Annotated in this window: 11 protein-coding genes; 6 read left to right on the forward strand and 5 right to left on the reverse strand. The window is 52.6% G+C overall.

What is annotated here, in order from left to right:
• Positions 1 to 199: 199 nt before the first annotated feature.
• Positions 200 to 1,447, forward strand: coding sequence for a mechanosensitive ion channel YbdG (gene ybdG, locus FEK47_RS14840; protein ID WP_130223097.1), 1,248 nt, complete (start codon positions 200 to 202; stop codon positions 1,445 to 1,447).
• Positions 1,448 to 1,543: 96 nt separating this feature from the next.
• On the opposite strand, the gene pheP is transcribed toward ybdG, so the two are convergent.
• The 5 genes from pheP to cusC form a co-directional block, all read right to left on the reverse strand.
• Positions 1,544 to 2,926, reverse strand: coding sequence for a phenylalanine transporter (gene pheP, locus FEK47_RS14845; protein ID WP_064529014.1), 1,383 nt, complete (start codon positions 2,924 to 2,926; stop codon positions 1,544 to 1,546).
• Between the two features lie 101 nt (positions 2,927 to 3,027).
• Complete coding sequence (gene cusA, locus FEK47_RS14850) at positions 3,028 to 6,171, reverse strand: Cu(+)/Ag(+) efflux RND transporter permease subunit CusA (RefSeq protein ID WP_135486535.1); 3,144 nt, start codon at positions 6,169 to 6,171, stop codon at positions 3,028 to 3,030.
• An 11-nt stretch (positions 6,172 to 6,182) separates the two neighbouring features.
• Positions 6,183 to 7,406, reverse strand: a complete 1,224-nt coding sequence (gene cusB, locus FEK47_RS14855) for a Cu(+)/Ag(+) efflux RND transporter periplasmic adaptor subunit CusB (protein ID WP_135486536.1) — start codon at positions 7,404 to 7,406, stop codon at positions 6,183 to 6,185.
• 15 nt (positions 7,407 to 7,421) lie between these two features.
• The gene (gene cusF / locus FEK47_RS14860; protein WP_135486537.1) at positions 7,422 to 7,754 is read right to left on the reverse strand and encodes a Cu(+)/Ag(+) efflux RND transporter periplasmic metallochaperone CusF; all 333 of its coding nucleotides are present in this window, start codon (positions 7,752 to 7,754) and stop codon (positions 7,422 to 7,424) included.
• Positions 7,755 to 7,911: 157 nt separating this feature from the next.
• Positions 7,912 to 9,285 carry a Cu(+)/Ag(+) efflux RND transporter outer membrane channel CusC gene (gene cusC, locus FEK47_RS14865; RefSeq protein WP_135486538.1) on the reverse strand — a complete coding sequence of 458 codons (1,374 nt, stop codon included), beginning with the start codon at positions 9,283 to 9,285 and terminating at the stop codon, positions 7,912 to 7,914.
• Positions 9,286 to 9,441: 156 nt separating this feature from the next.
• On the opposite strand from cusC, the gene cusR reads away from it, so the two are divergent.
• From cusR to FEK47_RS14890, 5 genes are all read left to right on the forward strand, one after another.
• Complete coding sequence (gene cusR, locus FEK47_RS14870) at positions 9,442 to 10,125, forward strand: copper response regulator transcription factor CusR (RefSeq protein WP_000770953.1); 684 nt, start codon at positions 9,442 to 9,444, stop codon at positions 10,123 to 10,125.
• Positions 10,115 to 11,557: a Cu(+)/Ag(+) sensor histidine kinase CusS gene (gene cusS, locus FEK47_RS14875; RefSeq protein WP_138183232.1), complete on the forward strand. Its 1,443-nt coding sequence runs from the start codon at positions 10,115 to 10,117 to the stop codon at positions 11,555 to 11,557. The genes cusR and cusS overlap by 11 nt, the downstream gene beginning before the upstream one ends.
• Positions 11,558 to 11,706: 149 nt before the next feature.
• On the forward strand, positions 11,707 to 13,944 hold the full coding sequence (gene nrfB / locus FEK47_RS14880) for a cyclic di-3',5'-guanylate-activated glycosyltransferase NrfB (protein ID WP_135486539.1): 2,238 nt from the start codon (positions 11,707 to 11,709) through the stop codon (positions 13,942 to 13,944).
• Positions 13,931 to 16,903: a bacteriophage adsorption protein NfrA gene (nfrA, locus tag FEK47_RS14885; RefSeq protein WP_135486540.1), complete on the forward strand. Its 2,973-nt coding sequence runs from the start codon at positions 13,931 to 13,933 to the stop codon at positions 16,901 to 16,903. Before nrfB ends, nfrA begins: the two co-directional genes overlap by 14 nt.
• Positions 16,904 to 17,794, forward strand: coding sequence for a DUF4434 family protein (locus tag FEK47_RS14890; protein WP_135486541.1), 891 nt, complete (start codon positions 16,904 to 16,906; stop codon positions 17,792 to 17,794).
• The last annotated feature ends 79 nt before the right edge of the window (positions 17,795 to 17,873 follow it).

Raw genomic sequence — 17,873 nt, forward strand, 5'->3', positions numbered from 1 at the left:
TATGCCGGATGCGGCGTGACCGCCTTATCCTGCCTACAAGTTCGTGCCAATTCATTCAGGTAGGCATGATAAGCGTAGCGCATCAGGCAATTTTATATTTGCCATCAGCCCTCGCAGGAAATTCTCCCTCAGATTCTCCTGATTTGCATAACCCCCTTTCAGCCGTCATCATAGGCCGCTGTTGTATAAAGGAGACGTTATGCAGGATTTAATATCCCAGGTTGAAGATTTAGCGGGTATTGAGTTTGATCACACCACCTCGATGGTGATGATTTTCGGTATTATTATTCTGACCGCCGTTGTAGTGCATATTATTTTGCACTGGGTGGTACTGCGGACCTTCGAAAAACGCGCCATTGCCAGTTCACGGCTGTGGCTGCAAATCATTACCCAGAATAAACTCTTCCACCGTTTAGCTTTTACCCTGCAGGGGATTATCGTCAATATTCAGGCGGTATTCTGGCTGCAAAAAGGCACCGAAGCGGCAGATATTCTGACCACCTGCGCGCAGTTGTGGATCATGATGTATGCGCTGCTTTCTGTCTTCTCTCTGCTGGATGTTATTTTGAATCTGGCACAGAAATTCCCGGCGGCAAAGCAGTTGCCGTTAAAAGGGATATTTCAGGGGATTAAACTGATCGGCGCGATTCTGGTCGGCATTTTGATGATCTCACTGCTGATTGGTCAGTCACCGGCAATTCTGATCAGTGGTCTTGGCGCGATGGCCGCCGTGCTGATGTTGGTATTTAAAGATCCAATTCTTGGTCTGGTTGCAGGCATTCAGCTTTCCGCGAACGATATGCTGAAACTGGGCGACTGGCTGGAAATGCCAAAATATGGCGCGGATGGTGCAGTAATTGATATTGGGTTAACCACCGTCAAAGTGCGTAACTGGGACAATACCATTACCACTATTCCCACCTGGTCTCTGGTTTCTGACTCCTTTAAAAACTGGAGCGGGATGTCGGCATCTGGCGGGCGACGTATTAAGCGCAGTATCAGTATTGATGTCACCAGTATTCGTTTTCTTGATGAAACTGAAATGCAGCGGCTGAATAAAGCGCATTTGTTAAAGCCTTATTTAACCAGTCGCCATCAGGAAATTAATGAGTGGAACCGCCTGCAAGGGTCTACGGAGTCAGTATTAAACCTGCGCCGAATGACCAATATTGGAACCTTTCGTGCCTATCTGAACGAATATCTGCGCAATCATCCGCGGATTCGCAAAGATATGACCTTAATGGTGCGCCAGTTAGCTCCTGGTGATAACGGTTTACCGCTCGAGATCTATGCGTTTACCAACACCGTGGTGTGGCTGGAATATGAAAGCATTCAGGCTGATATATTCGATCACATATTTGCGATCGTCGAAGAGTTTGGTCTGCGACTTCATCAGTCGCCAACCAGCAATGATATTCGCTCCCTGGCAGAAGCATTTAAGCAGTAATTAAAAAACCGCTCTCATCGAATGGATGAGAGCGGCTTCAGATTGTTGTCATCGTGTTGTCGGATGCAGCGTGAATGCCTTATCCAACCTGCACTATTATTTCGCTTTCCGACGCAGCGTTTTAAACGCCACAAACAGGAATACAATCCATACCGGCAGCAGAATCGCTGACAAGCGCATATCATCCATCGTGCACATCAGCAGCAAAATCATGCCGAGGAAGGCGATGCAAAGATAGTTGCCGAACGGATAGAGCAGCGCCTTAAACTGTGTTTCACGCCCCTGACGTCGCATCGCTGCACGAAAACGCAGATGCGCCAGACAGATCATAATCCAGTTCAACAGCAGCGTTGCTACCACCAGCGCCATCAGCAGACCAAACGCTTTTTGCGGCAGCAGATAGTTAATCAGCACCACCAGCGAAGTGATCGCTCCGGAAAGCATCAGCGAGTTGATCGGCACGCCGCGATGGCTAACACGGGTAAGAAACTTCGGCGCATTCCCCTGCACAGAAAGACCAAACAGCATCCGGCTGTTAGAATAAACCCCGCTGTTATACACCGACAGCGATGCCACCAGAATGACGAAGTTCAGCGCAGAAGCTACCACGTTGCTGTCGAGATTATGGAAAATCATCACAAACGGGCTACTGTTGGATTTCACTTCCACCCACGGGTAGAGCGCCAGTAAAACCACCAGTGAACCGATATAAAACAGCAGGATGCGATACACCACCTGATTCACTGCTTTAGGGATGCTTTTTTCCGGATCGCGTGCTTCAGCGGCAGTAATCCCAATCAGCTCCAGACCGCCGAAGGAGAACATAATTACCGCCAGCGACAAAATCAGCCCATTCCAGCCGGTGGCAAAAAAACCACCGTAGCGCCAGAGGTTGTCGATACTGGCTTTCTCGCCGCCGTGACCAGAAAACAGCAGCCACAGGCCAAAGCCGATCATGCCGATGATCGCCAGCACTTTAATCAGCGCAAACCAGAACTCGGTTTCGCCATATAAGCGCACGTTCACCAGGTTAACGGCGTTGATGATAATAAAGAAGGCAGCAGCCCAAATCCACGTTGGAACATCCGGGAACCAGTACTGCATATAGATGCCCGCAGCGGTCAGCTCTGCCATTCCCACCAGCACGAACATCACCCAGTAGTTCCAGCCAGAGAGGAAGCCCGCAAACGGTCCCCAGTATTTATAGGCAAAGTGGGCAAATGAACCGGATACCGGCTCTTCGACCACCATCTCGCCGAGCTGGCGCATAATCAGGAAAGCGATGATCCCGGCGACGCCGTAGCCCAGCAATACAGCCGGACCCGCCATCTGAATCGCCGGGCCAATGCCAAGAAACAGACCAGTACCAATTGCGCCACCCAGCGCAATCAGTTGAATATGACGGTTATGTAATCCGCGATGAAGCGTCGGCTCTTGATTCGACGCAGTATCTTCCGATACGGTTGACGCGTTTTTCACGCCTTTCCCCTGTGTGTCTTTTTTGTTGAGGGGCACCTTTTAACATTTAGTGCCCATCGTCGCAAGACACAATCCACACGGTTAAACGGGGTATCCTGCTTTTATTTCCGTACCCGATGTCGGTGCAGCCACATCAGCTTATACGCTGCTGGGATAATAAACAGCGACAGCAAAGGCGCGGTGATCATGCCGCCAATCATCGGTGCGGCAATCCGGCTCATCACCTCTGAACCAGCCCCCGTTCCCCACAGAATCGGCAGCAGACCGGCGATAATCACCGCCACCGTCATCGCTTTCGGGCGCACGCGCAGTACTGCGCCGTGATATAACGCCTCATCCAGCTTCTGCTCGCTGAATGTTTGTGGATTATCCAGCGACGGCTCGGCCTCTATGGCGTGACGTAAATACATCAGCATCACCACGCCAAATTCGGCGGCGACCCCGGCAAGGGCAATAAAACCGGTGCCCGTCGCCACAGAAAGATGAAAGCCCATCCACCACAGCAACCAGATGCCGCCCACCAGCGCAAACGGTACGCTGCTGATAATCAGCAACGCTTCGCCCACGCGACGGAACGCCAGGTACAACAGCACGAAGATGATCATCAGCGTCATCGGCACCATGAGTTTCAGCTTATGGTTGGCGCGCTCCAGCAACTCGAACTGCCCGGAGAATGCCACGCTGGTGCCCGGTTTTAACTGCACTTTTTCAGCTATCGCTTTTTGCAAATCGTGAACCACCGACACCATGTCACGATCGCGGGCATCGATATAAATCCAGCTCGTCGGGCGCGCATTCTCGGTTTTCAGCATCGACGGTCCGGTAGAGACTTTAACGTCGGCCACGTCTGCCAGGGTGATTTGCTGCTTCATCGGCGTCAGGATCGGCAACTGGCGCAGTGCCTGCGGACTATCGCGCCAGCTTTGCGGATAACGCAGATTAATTGGATAACGGGCAATCCCTTCCACCGTTTCGCCAACCATCGCCCCGCCCACCGCAGAAGTCACAAACAACTGCACATCCGCCACCGTCATACCGTAACGTGCGGCTTTTTCACGGTTAATCTCAACGTTGATATAGCGCCCACCTTCCAGACGCTCGGCAAGCGCAGAAGCCACGCCTGGCACCGTTCGCGCCACGTCTTCAATTTGCTCTGCCATCGCGTCGATATCCGCCAGCACAGTGCCGGAAACTTTAATGCCGATGGGGCTTTTAATGCCGGTTGAGAGCATATCGATACGGTTACGAATTGGCGGCACCCACAGATTCGCCAGCCCCGGCAGACGCACGGTGTTATCCAGCTCTTCGATGATTTTGTCCATCGTCATGCCTGGCCGCCACTGATCCTGCGGCTTAAGCTGGATGGTCGTTTCTACCATCTCCAGCGGAGCAGAATCGGTGGCGGTTTCCGCTTTCCCGGTTTTGCCAAATACCCGCGCCACTTCAGGTACGCTCATAATTAGCTTGTCGGTTTTTTGCAGCATACTCGCCGCCTCTGCTGCGGAAATCCCCGGCAGCGTCGATGGCATATACAACAAGTCGCCTTCATTGATCTGCGGTAAAAATTCCCCGCCAACTTTATTGAGCGGCCAGAGAACCGTCAGCACCGAAAGCGCCGCCACCAGCAGCGTGGTTTTCGGCCAGTGCAGTACTTTCAGCAACAGCGGATGATAAGCACGAATCAAAAAGCGATTGAGCGGGTTACTGCTTTCCGGCGGAATTTTGCCACGGATCCAGTAGCCCATCAGGATCGGGATCACTACGATCGCCAGTAGCGCCGCGCCCGCCATCGCATAGGTTTTGGTGAACGCCAGCGGGCCAAACAGACGACCTTCCTGGCCTTCCAGGGTGAAGATCGGGATAAACGACAGCGTGATAATCAGCAGACTGATAAACAGCGCCGGACCCACTTCAACAGATGCATCGGTGATCACCTGCCAGCGCGTTTTATTATCCAGCGTGGCGTCAGGATGCTGGTGCTGCCACTCTTCCAGCCGTTTATGCGCATTCTCGATCATGACGATAGCAGCATCGACCATCGCCCCGACGGCAATCGCAATGCCACCCAACGACATAATATTGGCGTTCAGCCCCTGGAAGTGCATGACAATAAAAGCAATACACAACCCCAGCGGCAACGAAATAATCGCCACCAGCGCCGAGCGCACATGCCAGAGAAACAGCGCACAGACTACCGCCACCACAATAAACTCTTCCAGCAACTTGCCGCTGAGGTTGTCGATGGCCCGGTCAATGAGCTGGCTGCGATCGTATGTTGTAACTATCTCCACGCCTTCCGGCAGACTACTTTTCAGCGTTTCCAGTTTGTCCTTCACGGCGGCGATCACTTCACGGGCGTTTTTGCCGGAGCGCAGGATCACCACCCCGCCCGCAACTTCGCCTTCGCCGTTCAGTTCGGCAATGCCCCGGCGCATTTCCGGGCCAATCTGGACCTTCGCAACATCACGCAGATAAACGGGCACGCCATTTTCACTGGCTTTTAAAACAATGTGATTAAAGTCGTCGAGCGTTTGCAGATAGCCGCTGGCGCGCACCATATATTCCGCTTCCGCCAGTTCGATCGACGAACCGCCCGCTTCCTGGTTTGAAGCATCCAGCGCGCTTTTTACTTCGGCGAGACTGATGCCATACTGTGCCAGGCGCTGAGGATCGATAACCACCTGATACTCTTTCACCACACCGCCCACCGACGCCACTTCCGCAACGTCAGGGATGGTTTTCAGCTCATATTTGAGAAACCAGTCCTGCAATGAGCGTAAATCGGCCAGATCGTGCTTACCGCTGCGATCCACCAGCGCATATTCATAGATCCAGCCAACACCCGTGGCATCTGGCCCCAGCTCGGCGCTGACTCCCGCAGGCAGCTTACCCTGTACCTGGTTGAGGTACTCCAGCACCCGCGAGCGCGCCCAGTACGGATCGGTGCCATCTTCGAAAATGACATACACATAAGAGTCGCCAAACTGCGAGAAACCGCGCACAGTCTTCGCGCCAGGCACCGACAACATGGTGGTGGTTAGCGGATAAGTCACTTGATTTTCAACGATTTGCGGTGCCTGACCGGGATAGCTGGTTTTAATAATCACCTGCACATCGGAGAGATCAGGCAGCGCATCCACTGGCGTGTTAATGATGGTCCAGGTGCCCCAGATGCTCAGAAACAACGCGCCCATCAGCACCAGAAAACGGTTCGCCACCGAGCGACGAATAATCCATTCAATCATTGGTTATTCCCTCAATGCGCATGGGTAGCACTTTCAGAGCGCATCCGCTCCAGTGCGCCAGAAATATTGGCTTCGGAATCAATCAGGAACAGGCCGCTGGAAACCACCTTTTCACCTTCCGCCAGACCAGAGCGTAACGCGGTGACGCCTTGCGATGCCTGGAAAACAGCAACGCGTTTCGGTACAAAGCGCCCGTCGGCATCAACGGTAATCACCCGCTGTTCGTTGCCGGTATCAATCAGCGCCTGTGACGGAATGAGCAGCATCGGTTCGCTGGCGGTATTGAGTTGCAACCAGGCGTTCATTCCCGGTTTTAGCGCCTCGTCGGCGTTGTCGACTTCCAGACGCAGCTGCAGCGTACGGGTCGCGGCATCCACGCCAGGTAGCAGCGTCCATTTGCGGATGGTGAGTGTTTTATCAGGTCGTGCCGGAACGGTGAGCGTAAACTGCGAGGCATCTTTCACCAGCCAGGCGATGGACTCCGGGATCGCAGCAGTGACCCACACCGGGTCCATACCCTGAATTTTCGCTACCACGTTATCTTTGGCGATATTCATTCCCGCGCGCAGATCAAACGCGGTGATCACGCCATCAATGGGTGCTTTGAGCGTAAAGCGAGTCTGGATTTTTTGCGTGGCGATCAGGCGGCGAATATCCGCCTCCGGCATTCCCGCCAGTCGCAGCCGCTCAAGAATGCCTTCAGTCTGGGTCGCCGTACCGCCCGTTTCGCGCAGCAGTAAATACTCACTCTGCGCTTCCACCCAGTCGGGAATGGTCAGGTCGAGAAGCGGTGTGCCCTTTTGCACTTTATCGCCCACGGTAAGCGGATACACCTTGTCGATAAACCCGGCAGCGCGAGCCTGCACAATGGCATACTGATACTCGTTGTAACTGACATTGGCGGGGAAACTCTGGGCAAAAGTCAGCGGCCCGCGCGTGACGGTAGCCGTTTTCACCCCCAGATTCTGCGTCTGAGTCGGGTCAATGCGCACACCAGACACAGAACTCTCTTCATCGGCATATTTCGGCACCAGATCCATATCCATAAACGGCGATTTACCTGGTTTATCGAACCGCGTATTGGGATACATCGGGTCGTACCAGAATAAGACTTTACGTTCTGCGGTCGACGTTTTTTCTGCGGGCGGTTCAGCCTTTGCAAACCAGGTAAAACCTGCCGCAGAAATAATACCGCCCGCGATCATGCTGCCGATAATAAGCGCGATTTTTTTCATCTCATTAAACCTGGGTTACTGGCTGACTTTAATATCCTGTAATAAAGAAAGGTTGCCCTGCTGGACAAAATTAAACGCCACTTTGTCGCCGGTTTTAATTTCACTCATTTTCGTCTGCGGGGTGATGGTAAAGCGCATGGTCATCTCCGGCCAGTTCACGGCAGCAATAGCATCGTGATGGATGGTGATTTTTTTGCTTTCCAGATCAATGCCTTTTACCACGCCGGTGGCACTAATGACCTGTGGTTGTGCTTCGCTCATGGTTTCATGATGATGTTCGTTAGCCTGGGCATTAAAGCCAATAACGGTAAACAGACTGAACATTGCGACTTGCAGTGCTTTTTTCATTTATTCTCTCCTGGAGTTAAAAGTCATACTCTAAATAATTCGAGTTGCAGGAAGGCGACAAGCGAGTGAATCCCCAGGAGCTTACATAAGTAAGTGACTGGGGTGAGCGAACGCAGACGCAGCACATGCAACTTGAAGTATGACGAGTATATTGCTGTCAACCGCCACCTAAGGCGGTATATAAAGAAACTTCATTAACCTGACGGGCATAATTCAGGTCGAGTAAAGTTTGTCGGGTTGCAAATAAAGAACGCTCGGCATCCAGCACTTCCAGATAACTTACCGCGCCGTGCTGATATAATGCCCGCGCCCGTTGCAAAGTAATTTGCAGCGACGCCAGATAACGCTGCTGGGCGCTGATTTGATCGTTCAGGCTTTGACGTAATGCCAGCGCATCAGCCACTTCTTTAAAGGCATTCTGGATTTTCTGTTCATAATTCACTACCGACTGCTGCTGGCGAATTTCGGCGATATCCAGATTGGCCTGGTTGCGCCCGGCATTAAAAATGGGGATCTCAATTTTAGGAATAAAATTCCACATCCCGCTGCTGGCGTTAAATAATGACGACAGATCGCTGCTGGCGGTTGATATTCCGCTGGTCAGGCTTATAGATGGGAAAAATGCCGCACGAGCAGCACCAATATTGGCATTAGCCGCCATTAACGCGTGTTCAGCTTCCATAATATCCGGGCGCTGCAATAAGATTTGCGACGACAAGCCCGCCGGTAATTTAACGCTTTGCAGGCTGTCGCTGTTTACTGTCTGCGCTTGCGGCAGCTTGCCGTAGCTTCCCAATAACAGTTGCAATGCATTATTCGCCTGCGCCAGTTCCCCCTGACGTTTAGCGATGTCGCTGCGGGTACTTTCTATCACTCCTCGAGCCTGTTCCAGCGCCAGAACATTGCTGCTACCGGTCAACAGTTGTTTTTCGACAAACGCATATGACTGCTGATAATTACGCAGCGTTTCTTCGGCTATTTGCAATTGCGCATACGCCAGCTGCTGATTGAAATAGCTTTGCGCTACATTAGAAACCAGCAAAATATGTACCGCGCGCTGAGCTTCCTCAGTGGCTAAATAATTTTGTCGCTCGGCTTCGCTCATATTCTTTAAGCGACCGAAAAAATCGAGATCAAAGCTGGCGTTAAGGCCAGTTGAGAACTCCCGCGTCGTGGCTGAATCGCCTTTAAGATTGCCGCTCCAGCTACCGCTGCCCTCACCATTGAGCTGTGGGTAGCGGTCGGCATCGGTCAGACGATATTGCGCCCGCGCTTCCTGCACTTTCAGCGTCGCCATGCGCAAATCCCGGTTATTCACCAGCGCCTCGCTAATCAGCGTCTTCACCTGATTATCAACAAAAAAGGTGCGCCAGCCCGCGTTCTGGTAGTTATCCGCTGCGTTAACCAGGCCGTTCTGGCTGAGTGAGAACAGCTGCGGCACGGGCATTGCCGGACGCTGATAATCCGGTGCCAGTGAACAACCAGTTAGCGCAAGGGCCACACAAAATGGCAGAAGTTTACAAGGAGACATAGGCTCATAATTTCTGGTGATTTTATGCCGCCAACTTTACTCGCCAGGCTCTGATTTTCCGGTGACAGGAAAATGACAAAATTGTCATTTTGCCAATAAGCGATTGCCATCTGATCCCGCTACTCTAGAATTGCCCGGGCAACATGCGGAGGAAATATGAAACTGTTGATTGTCGAAGATGAAAAGAAAACCGGAGAATACTTGACCAAAGGGTTAACCGAAGCCGGTTTTGTGGTCGATTTAGCCGACAACGGGCTGAATGGCTACCATCTGGCGATGACCGGTGATTATGACCTGATAATCCTCGATATTATGCTGCCGGACGTGAACGGCTGGGATATCGTGCGCATGTTGCGTTCCGCCAATAAAGGGATGCCGATTCTGTTGCTTACCGCGCTTGGCACCATTGAACATCGCGTCAAGGGGCTGGAGTTGGGGGCGGATGACTACCTGGTGAAGCCGTTCGCTTTTGCTGAACTGCTGGCGCGGGTGCGTACTCTACTGCGGCGCGGAGCGGCGGTCATTATCGAAAGTCAGTTTCAGGTTGCCGATTTGATGGTCGATCTCGTCAGCCGCAAAGTCACCCGCAGCGGCACACGCATCACTCTGACCAGTAAAGAATTTACTCTGCTGGAGTTTTTCCTCCGCCATCAGGGCGAAGTGCTGCCCCGCTCGCTTATCGCCTCGCAGGTATGGGACATGAATTTTGACAGCGATACCAACGCCATTGATGTGGCGGTGAAGCGGCTGCGCGGCAAAATCGACAACGACTTTGAGCCAAAGCTGATTCAGACCGTGCGCGGCGTGGGTTACATGCTAGAGGTGCCTGATGGTCAGTAAGCCATTTCAGCGCCCGTTTTCGCTGGCAACCCGCCTGACCTTTTTTATCAGCCTGGCCACCATCGCGGCGTTTTTCGCCTTTGCCTGGATCATGATCCACTCGGTAAAAGTGCATTTTGCCGAGCAGGATATTAATGATTTAAAAGAGATTAGCGCCACCCTTGAACGGGTACTAAATCACCCTGACGAAACGCAAGCCCGACGCTTAATGACGCTGGAAGATATCGTCAGTGGTTATTCCAATGTGTTGATTTCCCTGGCAGATAGCCACGGTAAAACGGTGTATCACTCCCCCGGTGCGCCGGATATCCGCGAGTTTACGCGTGACGCCATACCCGATAAAGACGCACAGGGCGGCGAGGTGTATCTCCTTTCCGGCCCGACGATTATGATGCCAGGCCACGGTCACGGGCATATGGAACACAGCAACTGGCGGATGATTAACTTGCCGGTTGGCCCGTTGGTGGACGGCAAACCGATTTATACGCTCTACATCGCGCTTTCGATCGATTTTCATCTTCATTACATAAATGATTTGATGAATAAACTTATTATGACCGCATCGATCATCAGCATCCTGATCGTCTTTATCGTGCTGTTGGCGGTACATAAAGGTCACGCGCCGATCCGCAGCGTCAGCCGTCAAATCCAGAATATCACCTCGAAAGATCTCGACGTTCGCCTCGACCCGCAGACCGTGCCGATTGAGCTGGAGCAGCTGGTACTGTCGTTCAACCATATGATTGAGCGCATTGAGGATGTCTTTACCCGCCAGTCCAATTTCTCAGCGGATATCGCTCACGAAATTCGCACGCCGATTACTAATCTCATTACGCAAACGGAAATCGCCCTCAGTCAGTCGCGCAGCCAGAAAGAGCTGGAAGATGTACTCTACTCTAATCTCGAAGAGCTGACGCGAATGGCGAAAATGGTCAGCGATATGCTGTTTCTCGCCCAGGCCGATAACAACCAGTTAATTCCCGAAAAGAAAATGCTCAACCTGGCGGATGAAGTCGGCAAAGTGTTCGATTTTTTCGAGGCGTTAGCAGAAGATCGTGGCGTGGAGCTGCGGTTTGTTGGCGACGAGTGTCAGGTTGCGGGCGATCCGCTGATGCTGCGTCGGGCGTTAAGCAACCTGCTTTCTAATGCCCTGCGTTATACGCCAACCGGAGAGACAATTGTAGTGCGCTGCCAGACGGTCGATCACCAGGTGCAAGTTACCGTCGAAAACCCCGGTACGCCCATTGCGCCCGAGCACTTACCGCGATTGTTTGACCGTTTCTACCGCGTTGACCCCTCCCGCCAGCGAAAAGGTGAAGGTAGCGGCATTGGTCTGGCGATAGTGAAATCGATTGTTGTCGCGCATAAAGGCACGGTTGCGGTAACGTCAGATGCGCGGGGGACAAGGTTTGTTATCACATTACCCGCTTAATCATTCAGCAAAAGGCAACTTTTATAACCAGTGTAAAAATAACGTGCCGCAATAATCCTACCTATTAATGATAAAAAGCTGTCACGACTCATAAAAAACCTTAATATACGCCACCCTAACCATAACCAGAGTGAATGTAAGGTTGTTGTGTGGACTGGCTTCTTGATGTCTTTGCTACCTGGCTATATGGCTTAAAAGTAATCGCGATAACGTTAGCGGTCATCATGTTCATCAGCGGGCTGGACGATTTTTTCATTGATGTCGTCTACTGGGTACGCCGCATTAAGCGCAGGTTGAGTGTTTATCGTCGCTACCCGCGAATGAGTTACCGCGAACTGTATAAACCAGATGAAAAACCGTTAGCGATTATGGTTCCGGCGTGGAACGAGACAGGCGTCATCGGCAATATGGCCGAACTGGCGGCAACCACGCTCGACTACGAAAACTATCATATCTTTGTTGGCACTTACCCCAACGACCCTGATACCCAGCGTGATGTTGACGAAGTGTGCGCTCGCTTCCCGAACGTGCATAAGGTAGTCTGCGCGCGTCCTGGCCCCACCAGTAAAGCAGACTGTCTGAACAATGTGCTGGATGCCATTACCCAGTTTGAACGTAGCGCCAATTTCGCCTTTGCTGGTTTTATCCTGCATGATGCTGAAGACGTGATTTCGCCAATGGAATTGCGACTGTTCAATTATCTGGTTGAGCGTAAAGATCTGATTCAGATCCCGGTGTATCCGTTCGAACGCGAATGGACGCACTTCACCAGCATGACCTATATCGATGAGTTTTCAGAACTGCATGGCAAAGATGTTCCGGTGCGTGAAGCTCTCGCCGGACAGGTGCCTAGCGCAGGCGTCGGCACCTGCTTTAGCCGCCGCGCCGTGACTGCACTATTGGCCGACGGTGACGGTATCGCTTTCGACGTGCAGAGTCTTACTGAAGATTACGATATTGGTTTCCGCCTGAAAGAAAAAGGAATGACGGAAATTTTTGTCCGTTTTCCAGTGGTCGACGAAGCCAAAGAACGCGAGCAGCGTAAATTTTTACAGCAGGCGCGGACGTCAAACGTGATCTGCGTGCGCGAATATTTCCCCGATACCTTTTCCACCGCAGTTCGACAAAAATCTCGCTGGATCATCGGTATTGTTTTCCAGGGCTTTAAAACCCACAAATGGACCTCCAGCCTGACGTTGAACTACTTTCTGTGGCGCGATCGCAAAGGGGCAATCAGTAACTTTGTCAGCTTCCTCGCGATGCTGGTGATGATTCAGCTTTTGCTGTTGCTGGCGTATGAAAGCTTGTGGCCCGATGCCTGGCATTTCCTTTCTATCTTCAGCGGCAGTGCATGGTTTATGACCCTGCTGTGGCTAAACTTTGGCCTGATGGTTAACCGCATTGTGCAGCGGGTGATTTTTGTCACCGGTTACTACGGTTTGACACAGGGCCTGCTTTCCGTCCTGCGTCTGTTCTGGGGCAACCTGATTAACTTTATGGCTAACTGGCGCGCGCTGAAACAGGTTCTTCAGCACGGCGATCCGCGTCGCGTGGCGTGGGATAAAACGACGCACGATTTCCCCAGCGTAACTGGCGATACCCGTTCGTTGCGCCCGTTAGGTCAAATTCTGCTGGAAAATCAGGTCATCACCGAAGAACAACTCGATACGGCACTGCGTAATCGTGTCGAAGGTTTACGTCTCGGCGGCTCGATGCTAATGCAAGGACTTATTAGCGCCGAACAACTGGCGCAAGCACTGGCTGAACAAAATGGCGTAGCGTGGGAATCCATCGATGCCTGGCAGATCCCTTCTTCGCTGATTGCCGCGATGCCGGCCTCCGTGGCTCTGCATTATGCGGTGCTGCCGCTGCGTCTGGAAAATGATGAATTAATTGTCGGCAGTGAAGATGGTATTGACCCCGTTTCGCTGGCGGCGCTGGCGCGTAAGGTCGGACGAAAAGTACGTTACGTCATTGTTCTGCGTGGACAAATTGTCACCGGATTACGTCACTGGTATGCACGTCGGCGCGGTCACGATCCACGGGCAATGTTGTACAATGCGGTTCAGCATCAGTGGCTCACGGAACAACAAGCCAGCGATATCTGGCGGCAATATGTGCCGCATCAGTTCCTGTTCGCCGAAATACTGACCACGCTCGGTCATATTAATCGTTCAGCCATTAACGTGTTGTTATTGCGCCATGAACGCAGCTCTCTGCCGCTCGGCAAATTTTTGGTCACCGAAGGCGTTATCAGCCAGGAAACGCTGGATCGCGTACTGTCAATTCAGCGCGAATTACAAGTTTCGATGCAATCACTATTACTAAAAGCAGGTTTAACCACCGAACAGGTTGCACAACTGGAGTCCGAAAATGAAGGAGAATAACCTTAATCGCATCATCGGATGGTCTGGTTTGCTGCTGACGTCCTTATTGAGTACCAGCGCACTCGCAGACAATATCGGCACCAGCGCAGAAGAGCTGGGTCTGAGTGACTATCGCCATTTTGTTATTTATCCCCGTCTCGATAAGGCGCTGAAGGCACAGAAAAATAACGACGAAGCAACCGCCATCCGCGAATTTGAATATATTCATCAGCAGGTGCCGGATAATATTCCGTTGACGTTATATCTGGCGGAAGCTTATCGCCATTTTGGTCATGATGACCGCGCGCGATTATTGCTTGAGGATCAACTGAAACGTCACCCTGGAGATGCCCGACTTGAGCGCAGTCTGGCGGCAATTCCAGTTGAAGTGAAAAGCGTTACGACTGTTGAAGAGTTGCTCGCCCAGCAAAAAGCGTGCGAGGCTGCGCCGACCCTGCGTTGTCGCAGCGAAGTCGGGCAGAATGCGCTGCGGCTGGCGCAGTTGCCTGTTGCCAGGGCGCAACTGGACGATGCAAAGTTTGCCGCATCGCCGGAAGGGAGAACGTTGCGGACCGATCTGCTGCAACGAGCAATCTACCTGAAACAATGGTCGCAGGCAGATACGCTATACAATGAAGCACGCCAGCAGAACACATTAAGCGCGGCAGAGCGCCGTCAGTGGTTTGACGTGCTTCTTGCCGGGCAGCTGGATGATCGGATCCTTGCTCTGCAATCAGTGGGGATCTTCACCGATCCACAGTCGTACATTACTTACGCGACCGCGCTGGCTTATCGTGGCGAAAAAGCACGCCTCCAGCGTTATCTCGCTGAAAATACGCCGCTGTTTACCACTGATGCTCAAGAGAAAAGCTGGCTCTATCTGTTATCGAAATACAGCGCCAATCCCGTGCAGGCATTGGCGAATCATCAGGTACAGTTTGCCGATAACCGCCAGTATGTTGTTGGCGCAACGCTACCGGTGCTGTTAAAAGAAGGTCAGTACGACGCGGCGCAAAGACTGCTCGCTACCCTCCCCGCCGATGAAATGCTTGAAGAGCGTTATGCCGTTAGCGTAGCGACCCGTAACAAGGCTGAAGCCCTGCGTCTGGCACGATTGCTGTATCAGCAAGAACCGGCAAATCTTACCCGCCTGGATCAACTGACCTGGCAACTGATGCAGAACGAGCAGTCACGCGAAGCTGCCGATTTATTGCTGCAACGCTATCCTTTCCAGGGCGATGCGCGTGTCAGCCAGACTTTAATGGCGCGACTGGCGTCTCTGCTGGAAAGTCATCCTTACCTGGCAACTCCGGCGAAGGTGGCGATTTTATCAAAACCCTTGCCGCTGGCGGCGCAACGTCAGTGGCAAAGCCAGTTACCAGGTATTGCGGATAATTGCCCGGCAATCGTTCGTTTGCTTGGGGATATGTCACCTTCTTACGATGCTGCCGCCTGGAACCGCCTGGCGAAGTGTTATCGGGAAACACTCCCCGGCGTGGCGTTATATGCATGGCTTCAGGCGGAAAAAAGGCAACCGAACGCCTGGCAACATCGCGCCGTGGCTTATCAGGCTTACCAGGTGGAAGATTACAGCACCGCCCTGGCAGCCTGGGAGAAAATCAGCCTTCACGAAATGAGCAATGAGGATCTGCTCGCCGCCGCCAATACCGCTCAGGCAGCGGGAAATGGCGCGGCTCGCGATCGCTGGCTTCAACAGGCAGAACAACGTGGGCTGGGAAACAATGCCCAATACTGGTGGCTGCATGCGCAACGTTATATCCCAGCTCAGCCAGAACTCGCACTGAACGATCTCACGCGCTCAATCAATATTGCCCCTTCTGCCAACGCTTACGTCGCGCGGGCAACAATTTATCGCCAACGTCATAATGTTTCAGCGGCGGTGAGTGATTTGCGCGCCGCGCTTGAACTGGAGCCCAATAACAGCAACACCCAGGCGGCGCTCGGCTACGCCCTGTGGGATAGCGGTGATATCGCGCAGTCGCGGGAAATGCTGGAACAGGCGCATAAAGGGCTACCGGACGATCCGGCACTGATCCGACAACTGGCCTACGTGAACCAGCGTCTGGATGACATGCCTGCGACGCAGCACTACGCCCGGCTGGTGATTGATGACATTGATAATCAGGCGCTGATTACACCGCTAACGCCGGAACAAAATCAACAACGCTTTAATTTCCGTCGTTTGCATGAGGATACCGGTCGCCGCTGGAGTTTTAATTTTGATTCCTCCATCGGGTTACGCTCAGGGGCAATGAGCTCGGCAAACAATAATGTCGGCGGTTCGGCGCCAGGTAAAAGCTATCGCAGTTACGGGCAACTGGAAGCTGAGTACCGCATCGGGCGCAATATGCTGCTGGAAGGCGACCTGCTCTCGGCTTATAGCCGCGTCTTTGCCGATACCGGAGAAAACGGAGTGATGATGCCGGTGAAAAATCCGATGTCCGGCACCGGATTGCGCTGGAAGCCCCTGCGCGATCAGATCTTTTTCCTCGCCGTTGAGCAGCAGTTCCCACTGAACGGGCAAAATGGCGCCTCCGACACCATGCTGCGTGCCAGTGCCTCGTTCTTTAACGGCGGAAAATACAGCGATGAGTGGCACCCGAACGGTTCAGGCTGGTTTGCCCAAAATCTGTATCTCGATGCGGCGCAATATTTTCGTCAGGATATTCAAGCGTGGACGGCAGATTATCGAGTGAGCTGGCATCAGAAGGTAGCGAACGGGCAGACTATTGAACCTTACGCTCACGTACAGGATAACGGCTATCGGGATAAAGGTACTCAGGGCGCGCAGGTGGGCGGCGTCGGCGTACGCTGGAATATCTGGACCGGCGAGACGCACTACGACGCCTGGCCGCACAAAGTCAGTCTCGGCGTCGAATATCAACATACCTTTAAGGCGATTAATCAACGTACAGGGGAGCGCAACAACGCGTTTCTCACCATTGGAGTGCACTGGTAAATGCGTAAGTTAATTTTCGTATTGCTGACACTTTTGTTGGTCAGTCCTTTTTCCTTTGCGATGAAAGGTATTATCTGGCAACCACAAAACCGCGATAGTCAGGTCACCGACGCCCAGTGGCGTGGGCTGATGAGTCAGTTGCATTTGCAAGGATTCGACACCCTGATTATGCAATGGACCCGTTACGGCGATGCGTTCACCCAGCCAGAACAGCGGGCATTATTGTTTAAGCGTGCCGCAGCTGCGCAACAAGCTGGCCTGAAGCTGATTGTTGGTTTGAATGCCGATCCGGAATTTTTTCTGCATCAGAAGCAGTCATCTGCGGCGCTGGAGAGCTATCTTAATCGCCTGCTGGTCGCCGATCTCCAGCAGGCCAGATTATGGAGCGCCGCACCCGGCGTTACGCCGGATGGCTGGTATATCAGCGCAGAAATTGACGACCTGAACTGGCGCAGCGAAGCCGCTCGCCAGCCATTGCTGAAGTGGTTAAACAACTCACAACGGCTGATCAGTGATGTTTCGGCAAAACCGGTTTATATCAGTAGCTTTTTCGCCGGAAACATGTCACCCGATGGCTATCGGCAGCTGCTTGAACAAGTGAAATCTACTGGCATCCACGTCTGGGTTCAGGATGGTAGCGGCGTCGATAAACTTACTGCCGAACAGCGTGAGCGTTATCTGCAGGCCAGTGCCGATTGTCAGACTTTCTCCCCCGCCAGCGGCATTGTTTATGAACTGTTTGTCGCCGGTAAAGGTAAAACCTTTGAAGCAAAACCGAAACCGGATGCGGAAATTGCCTCGCTGTTAGCGAAACGTTCCTCCTGCGGCAAAGATGTGCTCTATTTCTCCCTGCGCTATTTGCCTGTCGCTCACGGCATTCTTGAGTATTAATGATTTAAGGGAGCAACTTTGCTTGCTCCTTTCCTTTTCACTTTCCTGGTCAAATATTAATTGGACACAAATAATCGGT

The sequence above is a fragment of the Escherichia sp. E3659 genome (genome assembly GCF_005781135.1).
Classification (GTDB): domain Bacteria; phylum Pseudomonadota; class Gammaproteobacteria; order Enterobacterales; family Enterobacteriaceae; genus Escherichia.

Excerpts from the sequence above, each read along its gene's own strand:
- cusF (WP_135486537.1), bottom strand. The coding sequence starts at position 7,754 with ATGAAAAAAGCACTGCAAGTCGCAATGTTCAGTCTGTTTACCGTTATT.
- cusC (WP_135486538.1), bottom strand. The coding sequence starts at position 9,285 with ATGTCTCCTTGTAAACTTCTGCCATTTTGTGTGGCCCTTGCGCTAACT.
- FEK47_RS14890 (WP_135486541.1), top strand. The coding sequence starts at position 16,904 with ATGCGTAAGTTAATTTTCGTATTGCTGACACTTTTGTTGGTCAGTCCT.
- cusR (WP_000770953.1), top strand. The coding sequence starts at position 9,442 with ATGAAACTGTTGATTGTCGAAGATGAAAAGAAAACCGGAGAATACTTG.
- cusA (WP_135486535.1), bottom strand. The coding sequence starts at position 6,171 with ATGATTGAATGGATTATTCGTCGCTCGGTGGCGAACCGTTTTCTGGTG.
- cusS (WP_138183232.1), top strand. The coding sequence starts at position 10,115 with ATGGTCAGTAAGCCATTTCAGCGCCCGTTTTCGCTGGCAACCCGCCTG.
- cusB (WP_135486536.1), bottom strand. The coding sequence starts at position 7,406 with ATGAAAAAAATCGCGCTTATTATCGGCAGCATGATCGCGGGCGGTATT.
- nfrA (WP_135486540.1), top strand. The coding sequence starts at position 13,931 with ATGAAGGAGAATAACCTTAATCGCATCATCGGATGGTCTGGTTTGCTG.
- ybdG (WP_130223097.1), top strand. The coding sequence starts at position 200 with ATGCAGGATTTAATATCCCAGGTTGAAGATTTAGCGGGTATTGAGTTT.